Genomic DNA, 14,144 nt, shown 5'->3' with positions numbered 1-14,144 from the left:
TATGTTATTACAAAATGGCATTTTGTTCAAGAATTGTTTTAATCTTCGTTACCATCAAGTCGATTGCAACGTGGTTTTGACCGCCTTCTGGAATAATAATATCCGCATAACGTTTTGTCGGCTCAATAAATTGGTTATGCATTGGACGAACAACCCCAACGTATTGCTCAATGACCGATTCCAACGTGCGGCCTCGTTCTTTAATGTCACGAAGCATGCGGCGGATGATGCGTAAATCAGCATCCGTATCCACATACAGCTTAATATCCATTAAATTGCGAAGACGTTCATCTTCTAGCACTAAAATTCCTTCTAAAATAATAACGTCTCTCGGCTCTACATGAATGACTTGTTCGGAGCGTGTATGAACAGTGTAATCATAAACAGGCTTCTCAATGCTGTTATAATTCAACAAGTCATTCAAGTGATCAATTAATAAATCATTGTCAAACGCTAATGGATGGTCATAGTTCGTTTCCAATCTTTCCTCAAGCGGAAGATGGCTTTGATCTTTATAATAATAATCTTGTTCAAGCAGCAAGATTGAATGACCTTTAAAGCATTCATAAATTGCTTTTGTAACACTTGTTTTACCAGAGCCCGATCCTCCGGCAATTCCTATTACAACTGGCTTCTTCCCCATCTGTTGTTAAATCCCCTTTCGCATCATATTGTATGGGAAGACAGGTTGGTCTACCTTAAATCGGACAATCTGCAGCGGATGACGGGCAGCGTCTAATTCATTTCCATCTTCGTCCCAAATCGTCTCAATGACTTGTGTAAAGTTTTCAATTTCCGGACCGAAGAATTCCACTTCTTGGCCTGGCTTGAAGTAATTGCGTTGCTGTAATGTCACCATTTTCGTTTCTTCATTATAGTCTAGGACGAGACCAACAAAATCAAACGTTGTTTTTTTGCTATGATTTCCAAACATTTGCTCTTTATGCCCTGGCACCCCTTCAAAAAATGCCGGTGCTGTATCACGATTCGCACATTTATCAAGCTCATCAAGCCACTCTTGTTGGATAACAAAGTTGTCAGGGTCTGCACAGTATGCATCAATCACTTTACGGTATACACTAACAACTGTTGCTACGTAATGGATTGACTTCATGCGTCCTTCAATTTTCAAGCTGTCAATGCCCAGCTCAATCATTGTCGGAATCGACTGAATTAAGTTCAAGTCTTTTGGACTCATCGCAAAAGGGGCATCCTCTTCATCAAACAATGCTACTTCCTTTTCGCTATCGTCTAATTGGTATAAATCATAATCCCAACGACATGACTGACAGCATCCACCGCGGTTAGAATCACGTGCAGTCATATGATTACTAAGCACACATCGACCTGAATAAGCAATACACATTGCTCCGTGAATAAATGCTTCAATTTCAATGTCTACTTTTTCTTTCATTTCACGAATTTCTTCTGCACCTGTTTCACGGGCTAATACAACACGCTCCAGCCCTTCTTCTTTCCAAAACTCCACAGCTTTCCAGTTTGATAAAGATTGCTGAGTGCTTAAGTGCACTTCTAATTTAGGGGCTACTCGGCGGCACGTTTCAATAATTAGCGGGTCTGCTACGATAATTCCCGTTACGCCAGCTTTCTCTAACCCTTGTAGATATTCTTCTAATCCGTCCATGTTTTCGTTATGAGCATAAATGTTTGTTGTTACATAAATTTTCGCCCCATATTTATTAGCGAATTGTACACCTTCTGCCATTTCTTCCAATGAGAAATTATCGGCGTTCGAACGAAGACCGTACTCTCTTCCTCCAATAAATACCGCATCCGCTCCATAATGGACGGCAACTTTTAATTTTTCGAGGTTGCCTGCGGGCGCCAATAACTCAGGCTTTTTCGTAATGACACGCTTTCCGTCAATCACTGCATCAATTTTTACAGCCATCGTTGTTACCTCCTTTGAAATATATAAACTATCCGTTCATCTTTATATGAAAATTGAATGCATCCAACGAAGGCATGCATTCAATTGTTCTTAATAAACGCTTTCCTTAAAGAAGAACCCTGTATCTAATGGACGGTTTACTGGTTGAATTTCTTCAATTTCAGCTAGTAAATCATCTTTAATATCTTCGTATTCATCACGGTTTTCCACACATGTGTCAATCGCTTGACGATATTTTTTCGTAACTTCAATAATGTACTCAGGCTTCTTTAGCACTCCATCAATTTTAAAGGAGTCCACACCCGCATCAATCATTTCTGCCAGTTCATCAATAATACAAATATCGTTTGGACTCATAATGTGTGTCCCGTTTTCATCTTCATAGATTGGGTATTTATTCCCGCGTTCCTTATCATGTAAAAACATGTCTTGTTCTAGACGGCGGTTTTCGACTTCCATCACTTTATCCTGATAAAGGAAATAGTTCCCTAAAAGCGAACGTTTTGATTGGAACATACAGGTCATGCCGTGCACTTGTACTTCGATTTCAACTTCTGCATGTTCTTTCATCTCAAGAATCGTATCCATGCTTAACTCTCTCGCAAGTACCGCACGCTTTGCCCCTTTTCTTCCCCAATAATTACACGTAAACCAGTTCGTCGCTGTTGTTTCCGTATTCCAGTGGAGGCGCATGTCAGGAGCCGATTCACGTGCTGCCATTAACACCGCAGGATCTCCAAAGACCACCGCGTCAACACCCACTTGACTTAAAAAGGACAAATACTCGCCTAATTCATCCACTTTATCATTATGAAAAATGGCGTTCATCGCCACATATACTTTTTTATTTTTAGCGTGGGCCGTTTTGACAGCTTCGGCTACTTCTTCACGTGTAAACTCACCAGCTAGACGTAAACCGTAACGCTGTTCCCCAATCATAAAAGCATCTGCACCTGCGTCTGCAAGAGGGGCAATGTCAGCAACGGAAGTTGGTGTCACTAATAACTCTGGCTTCTTCATTTCTCTTCACCTCTTCTTTTAGTAATGGCGATGCCATCTCCGATCGGAAGAATCATCGTATAAAAGTTTGGATGATTCATCAACCATTCATTATATTTCTTAATTTTTGCTGTTAAACTTCGAATCCGTTTCGTTTCAATCATCTCTTCGGATTCCGCTACATACCCTTTAAACAGCACATTATCTGAAATGATTATCCCGTTTGAACTTAAATACGGTTCAAACAGTTCAAAGAATTTTTGATACTGTCCTTTGGCAGCATCAATAAAAATCATGTCATATGGAGCTTTGCTTTGAATTCCTTCCGTTACCTCAAAAGCATCGCCAAATAAGACATGAATTTGTTCTTGCTTATTAGCTTTCCCGATAAAATAAAGAGCTTTATCATAGCGATCCTTGTCCCGTTCCACGGTTACAATCGAACATTCAGGAACAGCCGTCGCCATACGTATAGCTGAATAGCCAATCGCTGTACCGATTTCTAAAATCGTTTTCGGCTGTTGAATACGCAAAAGCTGCAATAACGTTTCAATTCCAATCAATTCCATAATCGGAACTCGCTCTTCTTTTGCATATTGCTCCATTTCTTCCAACAAGGGTGAACGAGCTGGAATGAGGGACTCTATATATATTTCCACTTCTTTTGAAAGCAAGGACATTTCCTCCCATCAGCGAAGCATTTCGTTTATTTAAACGTCCAATTCGAACACTTCATTTAAAATGCAACCTTTATATTATAACGATTTTAATCCACCTAGTAAACCCGATATATTTTAACACAAAGTTCAACTTCCATCAGCAAAAATGCTCGATTGCCGACGGAAGTTGAACTTTACGAACCTGAATTTTGTTTATTCGTAATATGAATAGCCTTTTGCTCATTATGCTCTTTTAACGTTTTCGTGAAAATAACCTCGCCGGTAGAAGTAGCAAGGAAAAATAAATAATCCGTTTGAGCCGGTTGTAAGGCTGCTGAAATTGACATTTCTCCTGCATTCGCAATCGGGCCAGGCGGCAATCCTTTGATTTTATATGTGTTATATGGAGAATCCACTTTCAAATCTTTATAGAAGACCCGATCTTTATGTGTGCCAAGTGCATAAAGGACCGTTGGATCTGTCTGAAGCGGCATTCCAATTTCAAGCCGATTGTAAAACACGCTGGCAATTTTTTCGCGATCTGTTTGCTGTGTCGCTTCTTCTTCAATCAAAGACGCCATGGTCAATAACTTATGCCCTGTAACATTTTGTTCTTTCATTAACGAAGAATAATTTTGAACGACTTCGTTCGTTTTTCCTACCATTTTGTCCAAAATTTGTTCAATCGAAACTTGATCTGTGTAAAATAAGTATGTGGCCGGATACAAATAGCCTTCAAGCGGGTATTGAACTGATTCGGCAAACACTTCATCTGTTAATAAATCCGGATACTTTTTCATCAAGGATTCAATAAACGATTTATCTGAGAGCTTGTTTAAGACGTCTTCTTCCGTATACTTTGTATTTGTAGCAATGATTTCAGCAATTTGCCAAAGCTGACTTCCTTCTGGAACGGGAAGTTTGAATTTTGGCGTTTGAGCGCTTTCTCCTTTTTGGAGACTATCAATAATATCGGCGACCCCCATCGTTTGGGCAAACGCATAACTTCCGGCTTGAAAGCCTTGCTCTTTTTTCAGTTTGACGTAGTAACGGAACACTCTCTCATCACGAATGACCCCTTCATCTTCCAACTTTTTTGCGATGCCAACAATAGATGAGCCAACAGGGATGGTTACTTCTACAATCTCTTTATTTTCTGGATTTACCGGCGCTAAAGCCGATTTGATGTATAAATAAGAACCTAATGCCACACCAGCCATCAGCAAGCCTGCCACTAAAAAAAGAGCAGCCATTTTTTCGGCTTTCGTCTTGATGATTGATCATTTACATATAATGGCTTTGACAAACCAATCATCCTCCCTTCACTGCGTTTTATTATACTACAATTTTTCGTCATTTTCGCCACCGTTAGACAAAAAACTACTGCCAAAAGATACCGTATACTGTATAGCCACTTCGTTCCCACAAGACTGAAGTTAGCTGGCATAAATTTTTCTCAATGAAAGAGACAATTGTAAATCTACTGGCTGAATAAACAAAAAAGAGGACGTTCCTTATAAGGAACGTCCTCTTTTTTGTTTATTCGCCTTCTTCTTCGTCAAGGAACGTATTAAGCATTTCTTCGATTAAATCCCACTCTTCTTCTGATTCAATCGGTTGAAGCTCGCCGTCTACACCATTTTCTCCTGCTGTAAAGCTAGACGCATGAATTTCAATCTCTTCATCGTCTTCTTGCTCACTGCTCATTGGATAGTAAAGAACATAAGATTTTCCGAATTCTTCAGAGTCAAATGTGAAAAGTACCTCACATAATTGCTCATTTCCATTTTCATCAATAACTGTAATATTTTTTTCGCCGTGTTCCATTGTTTTACACCTCATTTTTTTATTTGAGTGATGACTCTGACTAATAAAGGTAGAGACGAGACCATCATTTTCCATCCAAAAGCGGATGATCTCGCCTGCCACTGGAGTTCCTTATGAGCAAACAGCTGGCATCATTTTCCCTTACTGTCCAAATATCCTTGCAGAATCATCACCGCTGCCATTTTATCAATGACTTTCTTACGTTTTTTTCGACTGACATCAGCTTCTAACAGAACGCGTTCTGCCGCCATGGTAGAAAGACGCTCGTCCCACATGATGACCTCTAAGTTGAGCGTTTGCTTTAGCTGTTCAGCAAATTGTAAACAAGCTTCACCACGCGGCCCAATCGTGCCATTCATGTTTTTCGGCAGCCCTACCACAAGCTTGTCTGCCTCGTATGTCTCAATAAGCTCTTTTAGCCTCGGGATGGCCTTTTCTGTCTGTTCGTCTTCAAACCGGATGGTCTCCAGTCCTTGCGCCGTCCAGCCCATACCATCACTCACGGCTACGCCTATTGTTTTTGTTCCGACATCAAGTCCAAGTGTGCGCATGCATTAACCCTCTCGCTGTTGTTTTAAATAAGATTTTACAAGCTCCTCAATTAGTTCGTCGCGCTCCAACTTTCGAATGATGTTACGTGCGTCTTTATGACGCGGAATGTAAGCAGGATCCCCCGATAGTAAATAACCGACGATTTGGTTAATCGGATTGTAGCCTTTTTCTTGCAGAGCATCATAAACTGTAAAAAGCACCTCATGGACATTTGTATCTGCTGGCTCTTCGTTAAAGTTAAACTTCATCGTTTGATCAAATGAGCTCATGCTTTGCACCTCACTCTCATAGTCAATGGACGAACTCTCGCTGACTTGTCTTATTCTATTCTACACCAAATGTACGGAGAATTAAACGGATTTCACCCATTGTTCAACGAAGCTTAACGCTTCTTCAATTTTGCTGGCATCTTTTCCGCCGGCCTGAGCCATATCCGGACGTCCGCCGCCGCCTCCGCCGCAGCGTGTTGCAACTTCTTTTACAAGTTTTCCAGCATGGTAGCCTTTATCCATTAAATCTTTTGTAACACCCGCTACAATGTTGACTTTATCGTCATTAGCAGATGCTAATACGATAACAGCAGAGCCTAATTTTTGTTTTAAATCATCTACCATTCCACGTAAATTGTTCATATCTGTTGCATTCACTTTGCTTGCAAGTACAGGAACTCCATCTACTTGCTGTACTTTATCAACAAGGCTTCCAGCTTCAATATTACCCAATTTTGCCGCAAGTGATTCATTGTCACGCTGTAAACCGCGAATCTCTTCTAACAGCCCTTCAAGACGCGTCACTAAATCACGAGGGTTGGCTTTCACTTTCGCTGCCGCTTCTTTCAATAGTGTGACTTGATCATTCATCAATTTATAAGCATGCTCGCCTGTGACTGCTTCAATACGACGAGTTCCTGCACCGATCCCGGATTCAGATACAATTTTAAATAATCCAATAACAGATGTATTTGGAACGTGGCATCCTCCGCATAGCTCTAAGCTGTAATCTCCTACTTGAACAACGCGAACGATATCGCCGTATTTTTCACCAAATAACGCCATTGCTCCCATCGCTTTCGCTTCATCAATGGCTTTATTTTCAATCACAACCGGGATGCTTTTCCAAATTTTCTCGTTTACAATTTGCTCAATTTGCTCTAATTCTTCTTGTGTAACTTGACCAAAATGTGAGAAGTCAAAACGTAAGCGCTCAGCGTTCACAAGAGAACCTGCTTGGTTAACATGTGTACCAAGGACATCTTTTAATGCTTGATGCAATAAGTGTGTCGCTGTATGGTTTTTAATAATATGACCGCGTTTTTCTTCGTGAATGGCCGCTGTGTACGTTTCACCTGTTATTAATACACCTTCCACTACTTGAACGTGGTGCAAGTTTTGGCCGTTCGGTGCTTTTTGTACATCTTTTACAATTACTTTTGTTGTGCCATTTATAATCTCGCCTCGGTCAGCAGTTTGACCGCCGCTCTCTGCATAGAAAGGTGTTTCGCGCAAAATAATTTGTGCTTCCTCTCCTGTTTGAACTTTGTCTACAAGCTGTCCATCTTGAACAATAACGTCTACAAATGTTTCCACTTTTGATTTATCGTATCCAACGAATGTGCTCTCTGCTTTAATTTCTCCTAGCACACCGCCTTGAACCTGCATGGAATCTACATCTTGACGAGCGGCACGAGCCCGTTCACGCTGAGCGTTCATTTCATGTTCGAATCCTTCGTGATCGACTTTCATCGCTTCTTCTTCAGCATATTCTTCTGTCAATTCCACTGGGAATCCGTATGTGTCATATAAACGGAAAACAGCTTCTCCAGAAATGATGTCGCTTCCCTTTTCTTTTTCCTTCTTGATGACGCTCGATAAAATAGCGAGTCCTTCATGAAGAGTTTCATGGAAACGTTCTTCTTCATTTTTGATAACTTTTTGGATGAAGTCTGTTTTTTCTTTTACTTCCGGATAGTAATCCACCATGATTTCGCCCACCACTGGCACAAGCTCATACATAAATGGACGGTTAATGTTCAATTTCTTTGCATAACGAACAGCACGGCGCAGTAAACGGCGAAGAACATAACCTCGCCCTTCGTTTGAAGGAAGTGCTCCATCGCCAACCGCAAATGTTACCGTACGGATGTGGTCAGCAATCACTTTAAACGCTTCGTCCTTTTCTTTCTCTACCCGATATTTTTCACCAGCAATCGCTTCTGTCGCTTCAATAATTGGCATGAACAAATCTGTATCAAAGTTTGTCGGTACATCTTGAATAACTGAGCACATGCGCTCTAAGCCCATTCCTGTATCGATGTTTTTCTTTGGAAGCGGCGTATAGGTACCATCTGGATTATGGTTGAACTGCGAGAACACAAGATTCCACACTTCTAAATAGCGCTCATTTTCCCCGCCTGGATACAATTCAGGGTCGCTCGGGTCGTTTCCATAAGCTTCACCGCGGTCATAGAAAATTTCCGTATTCGGTCCGCTTGGGCCCTCTCCAATATCCCAGAAGTTGCCTTCTAAACGAATCATACGCTCAGCCGGAACTCCCACTTTCTTCGTCCAAATATCATAAGCTTCCGTATCTTCTGGATGCACAGTAATAGAAAGGCGCTCAGGATCAAACCCAATCCACTTCTCACTCGTTAAAAACTCCCATGCCCATTCAATAGCTTCTTCTTTAAAGTAATCGCCAATAGAGAAGTTGCCTAGCATTTCAAAAAATGTATGATGGCGGGCTGTTTTCCCAACATTTTCAATGTCATTTGTACGAATGGATTTTTGTGCATTACAAATTCTTGGATTGTCTGGAATAACACGTCCATCAAAATATTTCTTTAGCGTTGCTACACCACTGTTAATCCATAACAACGATGCATCGTCAATCGGCACTAGCGGAGCACTCGGCTCTACTGCATGGCCCTTTTCCTGGAAGAAGTCTAAATACATTTGACGCACTTGCGCTGAAGTAAGCTTTTTCATGTCAAATAACCTCCTTGGTTTATTATCATTTATCTTCGCTGCTGTACTTATAACAACGTCAAAACGGGGTAAACGGCAAACAAAAAAACCCTCATCCCTGACAGGGACGAGAGTTTCGCTCGCGGTACCACCCTGATTATGGGCATAATAAACACACCCATCACCTTAACAGCTTTAACGTTGCTTGTACGGCAGGTTTTTCCTGCACTCGGGATTAGCCTTCTGTCGCTCTTCATCTGGACTGTCTTTCAGCCAAGGACATTCCTCTCTTGTAGACGGGCTTCGACATACTCGATCCTTCTTTGTTTTTAAAATATGTAAGGCTTTTCGAATACTTATGGCGCTATTATGACAAATTCAGTCCCCTTTGTCAACGTTCCGAAAACCGCAGACGCAGATGAAGAATAGTCACTTTTAGAACGGCCAAAACAGGGACAGCCAAAATCAGCCCAATCACTCCTCCCACCTCGCCTCCAATTAAAAGAGCGAGCATAATAAACAGCGGATGGATATGGAGTGTTTTCCCGACAATCAAAGGCGATAACACATTTCCTTCTAAAAATTGCAGAGCAAATACAATAGCCAGCACGATGAGGACAAGTTTCGCAGAAGTAGCAGCGGCAATAATTGCAGCTGGAGCCGCACCGATAATAGGACCAAAATACGGAATGACATTGGTTAACCCGATAATGATGCCAAGCAACAAAGGATACGGAACATGAACAAGCCAAAGTGCCACTGCCGCAAGCGCTCCAATAATTAAACAAACTAATAACTGGCCACGAATGTAATTGCCGAGAGATTCATCCACATCTCGCAAGAAACGTTGACCTGACTGATGCCACTTTTGAGGCGTAATCCACCCCGCTGCCTTCTCAATCAGCGGAAAGTCTTTCAGCATATAAAACACGATAAATGGAATCGTCACAAGTAAAATGATGTAATTTAACATTCCTTTAAAGCCGGTCATAATACTTGTTAACCATGCTCCTAAAGTAATTTCCAACTTGTTAATGCTAGACTCTATTCGCTCATGAAACCCGTTAGGAAGTGAGGAGGTTTGTTCATGAACTTCAGCAATCCACCCTCGGTACATTTCCGTAAATTGAGGCAAATGCTCGTTGAAATCTTTAAGCTGATGAATAAAAAGCGGAATGCCTTTATACAGCCCGTACCCGACTCCACCGAAAAAGAACAAATATATAATAAAAATAGCCAAAGGTCTCGGCACACCACTTTTATGCAATTTTTCAATAATAGGATGCAGCAAGTACGTAATAAATCCAGCGATGATAAAAGGGATTAACGCTGTAAAGACGACTTTGACAACAGGTATCCAGAGAAACTGAATTTTAAAAAAGACATACACACATAAAAAAGAAAGCAAGATGATTCCTAACCGATAAAACCATATTACTGACACTTGTTTCATCCAAAAACGCCTCCTATCGGTTAGTGTTAGGCATCTTTCCACTAATCTATACGAGAAATCGTCTTATTTCTACCATGACAGTTTCTTCTCTAATCGTTCAAAAAGAAAAGAGGGCTTCGCGCCCTCTTTTCTTTTATGAAAAACTTTTCATCACACGTTTGCGCATTTTATTCATATTGCGTCTTGTTAGCATTTTTCGATCATCTGCCATTTTATACGCGTATGCACCGACTCCAAATGCAACCATTGATGAAATTAGTCTGTTCATGGTGATCCCCCCGTTAGAGATTGATGGTGCGCTCATCATCTGAAAACAAGTCGTCCAATGAACTTAATGTACCGTCTTCTTCTACTTGATGTGTATGAATAACCCCTTTAGAAAGAGTCAGCTCAATAAAACAGTTCCAGCAATAATACTGATTAACACCAATTTTGCCGACATCAATGCTTTTGCAGTTTGGGCATTTTAACAACAAGGACAAACACCTCTTCGTTTCGTTTCTTTTTACTCAGTGTTGTCCTTTTTCCCATTAATATACACATCAAGCGAAATTTATCCAGCATGGACACGAAGATGAACGAGCTCGCACATTTTCATGTACGACTACACTTAGCGTTCCATTCCTTATAAGAAGTCATACGGCGTAACGTTTTCCATTCCAATATTCGCATCCTTCATAAAGGGCACTTCATCTTCTATATCTTCCTCTGCTAGCATCTCCATCAACGTTGTTTGACGCAATGCATCATCATCTCGCTTCACACTTAGCTGCAACGCTTCCTCTTCACCGCATAAAATAAGGAACTGCTTACTTCGTGTCACTGCCGTATAAATTAAGTTCCGACGCAGCATCCGGTAATAACTTTTCACCACTGGCAAGATGACAATCGGAAATTCGCTTCCTTGAGACTTATGAATGGAACAGCAATATGCGTGGGTGATTTGGCCAAAATCTTGCTTCGTATATGTGACTTCATTTCCATCAAAGGAAATGACGAGCATATCTTGCTTCTCCGTGTTTTCTTTCGCGTAGAAAATCGATACAATCTCCCCCATGTCACCATTAAAAACATGGCTTTCAGGCTGATTGACTAGTTGCAGCACCTTATCCCCGACGCGGTATGTCACGTCTCCATATTTCAATTCCCGCCTCTGTCCATTTTCTGGATTAAACAGTTCCTGTAACACTACATTCAGACGATCAATTCCGGCATTGCCTTTATACATCGGAGCGAGCACTTGAATATCTTTCACACTGTATCCTTTTTTTAATGCACTGGCACAAACTTTCTGCACTACATCCGTAATTTGATGAGATTGACATTTTATAAAGGAACGATCGGGCTTGGCCACTCCGAGATCGGCAGGCAATTGTCCATTTTTAATGGAATGCGCCAGCTCAATAATGGAGGAACCGCCAGCTTGACGATATACATCCGTTAACCGAACAGTCGGCACTGCGTTGGAACGAAGTAAATCCTTCAACACTTGTCCAGGTCCGACCGACGGAAGCTGGTCTTCATCTCCTACGAGAATGACTTGCACATGGTCAGGTAATGATTTAAATAACTGATGAGCTAGCCAAATATCAACCATCGACACCTCATCGACAATGAGAAGTTTTCCTTCAATTGGATTGTCCTCTCCATGTTCAAAGCCTTCCTGACCGTTCCATTTCAACAACCGGTGAATGGTCACAGCAGGAAGTCCCGTCGCCTCACTCATTCGTTTCGCTGCCCGTCCAGTCGGTGCCACAAGCAAGACCGGAAACGGATTATCCTTTTTATAATCTTTCGGATCTAAAGAGCAGCCATGCAAATCCGCATATAATTCAACAATTCCTTTAATGACCGTTGTTTTTCCCGTTCCCGGTCCTCCTGTCAGCAGCATCATCGGTGAAAGCAACGCAGTTTGAATGGCTTCTTTTTGAGAAGGTGCGTATTGTACGCCAAGTCGTTCTTCCAACTGACCGAGCGCCAGCAAAAATTCCGATTCAGGAAACTGACTTTCATATTCAGCTTGAGAAAGAACTTTGTTAACGGCCTTGACGACTCCTTTTTCCGCGTAGTATAGCGGCGGAATGTATACTTTATCTTCCATAATCTTCACTTTTTTATCTACTTTTAACTGCTCAAGCTCTCTCATAATGTCGATATCCGAGACCGGTTCGTGTCGGCTGTGACCTAATAAAGCAGCGGTCTGCTCCAATAATTGATCAAGCGTCAAATAAATATGACCAAGTTGGACACACTCTTGTTCAAGCACATATAAAATACCCGCTCTCATGCGGTCAGGATGATTGTTGGCCATTCCGAGATGCTTCCCAAGCTCATCTGCCCGATTAAAACCGATGCCTTGAACATCTTCAACGAGCTGATAAGGATTTTCCCGAATGACAGCGAGCGCTTCATTTTTGTAAGCCTGAAAAATCTTCATTGACAACTGTGGTCCGAATCCATAATCGGACAACCGCACCATTACCTCTTCCAGTCCTTCATGTTCCCTCAGCTGTTGGACAAGCGACTGAGCTTTTTCTTCTGACAGCTTTGGGACTTGCTTTAGCACAGAAGGATCGTGCAACATTTTATATATGGCTGTCTCTCCAAGAACATCGACAATTTTTTCGGCCGTTTTCTTTCCTATTCCATGAAACAAATCGCTCGATAAATATTGAATGACTCCTTGTCTTGATTGCGGAAGCTCTTTTTTAAAGCGCTCGACATGAAATTGCCAGCCGAAACGCTGATGTTCTTTTAATGCTCCGTAAAAAGTGTACGCTTCACCTTCATGAAGACGAGGAAAATAACCAGTCACAGCCATTTCTTTTTCCTCTGTCTCCACATCTGTTTCTTGAATGCGAATGCGTGACACATTGTACAAATTGTCCTCATTATGAAAAACCGTTACAATCAACGTTCCTTTTATGTATGACAAATCACCTTGCCCAGACGGCCGTGTTGTATCGTCCATGTTCCCCCTCCTTTCCGTCCATCCTCATTCTGTTAACGGCCAAAAAGAAGATCCGAACTCACTGCTCCTCTGTCAATAGACGCAAACCATTCCCTGCTAAAAGATGATCTGGTTGGATTTCAACAGCTTTTTGGAACATTTCAATGGCCTTTGGTTGATCTTCTTTAAACGCATACGCCACCCCGAGATTATAGTAAGCGTCAGCATGTTCTTCCCGTTCGGTAATTTGAACAAACTGCTCCATCGCCTCATCAAGCATCTCAAGTTGTGCCAAACATAACCCATATTGAAAACGTGCCTCGACATCCTCCCCGTTTAGCTCAACTGCCCGTTGTAAATAAGGCAATGCAAGGCGAAACTGGTTCGTATAAACAAGAGATAATCCGAGCATAAAATGAACATCAGCCGAATCTAACCCCTTTCGAAGTGCTTGTTCAAAATGCTGCCTCGCTTCATCCAACTGTTCTAACTTAAAATGAACGTTCCCTGCCCCATAATGTGCCGTTGCCGCTTCTGAATCCATTTCAAGGGCACGTTCAAAAAACTTTAATGCTTTTTCATTTTCTTCTACTTCTGCTAATAGATTGCCGAAATTAATGTAGCCAATGGCTTCTTTCGGCTGTTCTTCAATTGCTGCCGAAAATGCTTGGGCTGCTTCGTCATATTTTCCTTCTTGCATATATTGAATTCCTAATTGATTATTATCCAATGTTGATCACTCCAATATTTACTCATTTTTCTACGATAAGTATAGCACAAAGCGAAATGAATCATGTTTTGGAAACGAAAAAAGCGAAAGATGGGATGC

Annotated in this window: 14 protein-coding genes and 1 other annotated feature; all 14 genes read right to left on the bottom strand. The window is 41.5% G+C overall.

All coding sequences use genetic code 11. The features are described 5' to 3' along the window. Positions 1 to 7: 7 nt before the first annotated feature. Positions 8 to 643: a uridine kinase gene (gene udk / locus ACXAEO_RS02845; RefSeq protein WP_474877737.1), complete on the bottom strand. Its 636-nt coding sequence runs from the start codon at positions 641 to 643 to the stop codon at positions 8 to 10. A 6-nt stretch (positions 644 to 649) separates the two neighbouring features. Then, positions 650 to 1,912, bottom strand: coding sequence for a peptidase U32 family protein (locus ACXAEO_RS02840; RefSeq protein ID WP_474877735.1), 1,263 nt, complete (start codon positions 1,910 to 1,912; stop codon positions 650 to 652). Positions 1,913 to 2,002: 90 nt separating this feature from the next. Continuing rightward, complete coding sequence (locus tag ACXAEO_RS02835) at positions 2,003 to 2,932, bottom strand: peptidase U32 family protein (protein ID WP_474877732.1); 930 nt, start codon at positions 2,930 to 2,932, stop codon at positions 2,003 to 2,005. Beyond that, the gene (locus tag ACXAEO_RS02830) at positions 2,929 to 3,585 is read right to left on the bottom strand and encodes an O-methyltransferase (protein WP_474877730.1); all 657 of its coding nucleotides are present in this window, start codon (positions 3,583 to 3,585) and stop codon (positions 2,929 to 2,931) included. Before ACXAEO_RS02830 ends, ACXAEO_RS02835 begins: the two co-directional genes overlap by 4 nt. A gap of 179 nt (positions 3,586 to 3,764) precedes the next feature. Next, positions 3,765 to 4,823: an endolytic transglycosylase MltG gene (gene mltG, locus ACXAEO_RS02825; protein WP_474877727.1), complete on the bottom strand. Its 1,059-nt coding sequence runs from the start codon at positions 4,821 to 4,823 to the stop codon at positions 3,765 to 3,767. Between the two features lie 286 nt (positions 4,824 to 5,109). Beyond that, positions 5,110 to 5,397 carry a DUF1292 domain-containing protein gene (locus tag ACXAEO_RS02820; RefSeq protein WP_474877725.1) on the bottom strand — a complete coding sequence of 96 codons (288 nt, stop codon included), beginning with the start codon at positions 5,395 to 5,397 and terminating at the stop codon, positions 5,110 to 5,112. 131 nt (positions 5,398 to 5,528) lie between these two features. Then, positions 5,529 to 5,948 carry a Holliday junction resolvase RuvX gene (gene ruvX, locus ACXAEO_RS02815; RefSeq protein WP_474877723.1) on the bottom strand — a complete coding sequence of 140 codons (420 nt, stop codon included), beginning with the start codon at positions 5,946 to 5,948 and terminating at the stop codon, positions 5,529 to 5,531. 3 nt (positions 5,949 to 5,951) lie between these two features. After that, positions 5,952 to 6,218, bottom strand: coding sequence for an IreB family regulatory phosphoprotein (locus tag ACXAEO_RS02810; RefSeq protein ID WP_474877721.1), 267 nt, complete (start codon positions 6,216 to 6,218; stop codon positions 5,952 to 5,954). 81 nt (positions 6,219 to 6,299) lie between these two features. Then, entirely contained in the window at positions 6,300 to 8,933 is a 2,634-nt protein-coding gene (gene alaS / locus ACXAEO_RS02805) for an alanine--tRNA ligase (RefSeq protein WP_474877719.1), read from the bottom strand. A 99-nt stretch (positions 8,934 to 9,032) separates the two neighbouring features. Beyond that, positions 9,033 to 9,245, bottom strand: a binding site (T-box leader). A gap of 58 nt (positions 9,246 to 9,303) precedes the next feature. After that, on the bottom strand, positions 9,304 to 10,365 hold the full coding sequence (locus ACXAEO_RS02800; RefSeq protein WP_474877717.1) for an AI-2E family transporter: 1,062 nt from the start codon (positions 10,363 to 10,365) through the stop codon (positions 9,304 to 9,306). 133 nt (positions 10,366 to 10,498) lie between these two features. Next, a complete protein-coding gene (locus ACXAEO_RS02795) occupies positions 10,499 to 10,633 on the bottom strand; it encodes a YrzQ family protein (protein WP_474877715.1) in 135 nt (44 codons plus the stop codon). A gap of 13 nt (positions 10,634 to 10,646) precedes the next feature. Next, positions 10,647 to 10,838 (bottom strand): hypothetical protein, encoded by a 192-nt coding sequence (locus ACXAEO_RS02790; RefSeq protein WP_474883926.1) that lies wholly within the window; start codon positions 10,836 to 10,838, stop codon positions 10,647 to 10,649. A 152-nt stretch (positions 10,839 to 10,990) separates the two neighbouring features. After that, on the bottom strand, positions 10,991 to 13,336 hold the full coding sequence (gene recD2, locus ACXAEO_RS02785; RefSeq protein WP_474877713.1) for an SF1B family DNA helicase RecD2: 2,346 nt from the start codon (positions 13,334 to 13,336) through the stop codon (positions 10,991 to 10,993). Positions 13,337 to 13,394: 58 nt separating this feature from the next. After that, positions 13,395 to 14,045, bottom strand: a complete 651-nt coding sequence (locus tag ACXAEO_RS02780) for a tetratricopeptide repeat protein (protein ID WP_474877711.1) — start codon at positions 14,043 to 14,045, stop codon at positions 13,395 to 13,397. Positions 14,046 to 14,144: the final 99 nt, after the last annotated feature.

The organism is Bacillus sp. ABA4_010 (genome assembly GCF_056159105.1).
The sequence above is the reverse complement of the archived record's forward strand: the minus strand, read 5'-3'. Positions and strand labels throughout refer to the sequence as shown.

Coding starts and splice junctions, on each gene's coding strand:
- ACXAEO_RS02795 (WP_474877715.1), bottom strand. CDS start 10,633: ATGAACAGACTAATTTCATCAATGGTTGCATTTGGAGTCGGTGCATAC.
- ruvX (WP_474877723.1), bottom strand. CDS start 5,948: ATGCGCACACTTGGACTTGATGTCGGAACAAAAACAATAGGCGTAGCC.
- udk (WP_474877737.1), bottom strand. CDS start 643: ATGGGGAAGAAGCCAGTTGTAATAGGAATTGCCGGAGGATCGGGCTCT.
- alaS (WP_474877719.1), bottom strand. CDS start 8,933: ATGAAAAAGCTTACTTCAGCGCAAGTGCGTCAAATGTATTTAGACTTC.
- recD2 (WP_474877713.1), bottom strand. CDS start 13,336: ATGGACGATACAACACGGCCGTCTGGGCAAGGTGATTTGTCATACATA.
- ACXAEO_RS02835 (WP_474877732.1), bottom strand. CDS start 2,932: ATGAAGAAGCCAGAGTTATTAGTGACACCAACTTCCGTTGCTGACATT.
- mltG (WP_474877727.1), bottom strand. CDS start 4,823: ATGGCTGCTCTTTTTTTAGTGGCAGGCTTGCTGATGGCTGGTGTGGCA.
- ACXAEO_RS02820 (WP_474877725.1), bottom strand. CDS start 5,397: ATGGAACACGGCGAAAAAAATATTACAGTTATTGATGAAAATGGAAAT.
- ACXAEO_RS02810 (WP_474877721.1), bottom strand. CDS start 6,218: ATGAGCTCATTTGATCAAACGATGAAGTTTAACTTTAACGAAGAGCCA.
- ACXAEO_RS02840 (WP_474877735.1), bottom strand. CDS start 1,912: ATGGCTGTAAAAATTGATGCAGTGATTGACGGAAAGCGTGTCATTACG.
- ACXAEO_RS02800 (WP_474877717.1), bottom strand. CDS start 10,365: ATGAAACAAGTGTCAGTAATATGGTTTTATCGGTTAGGAATCATCTTG.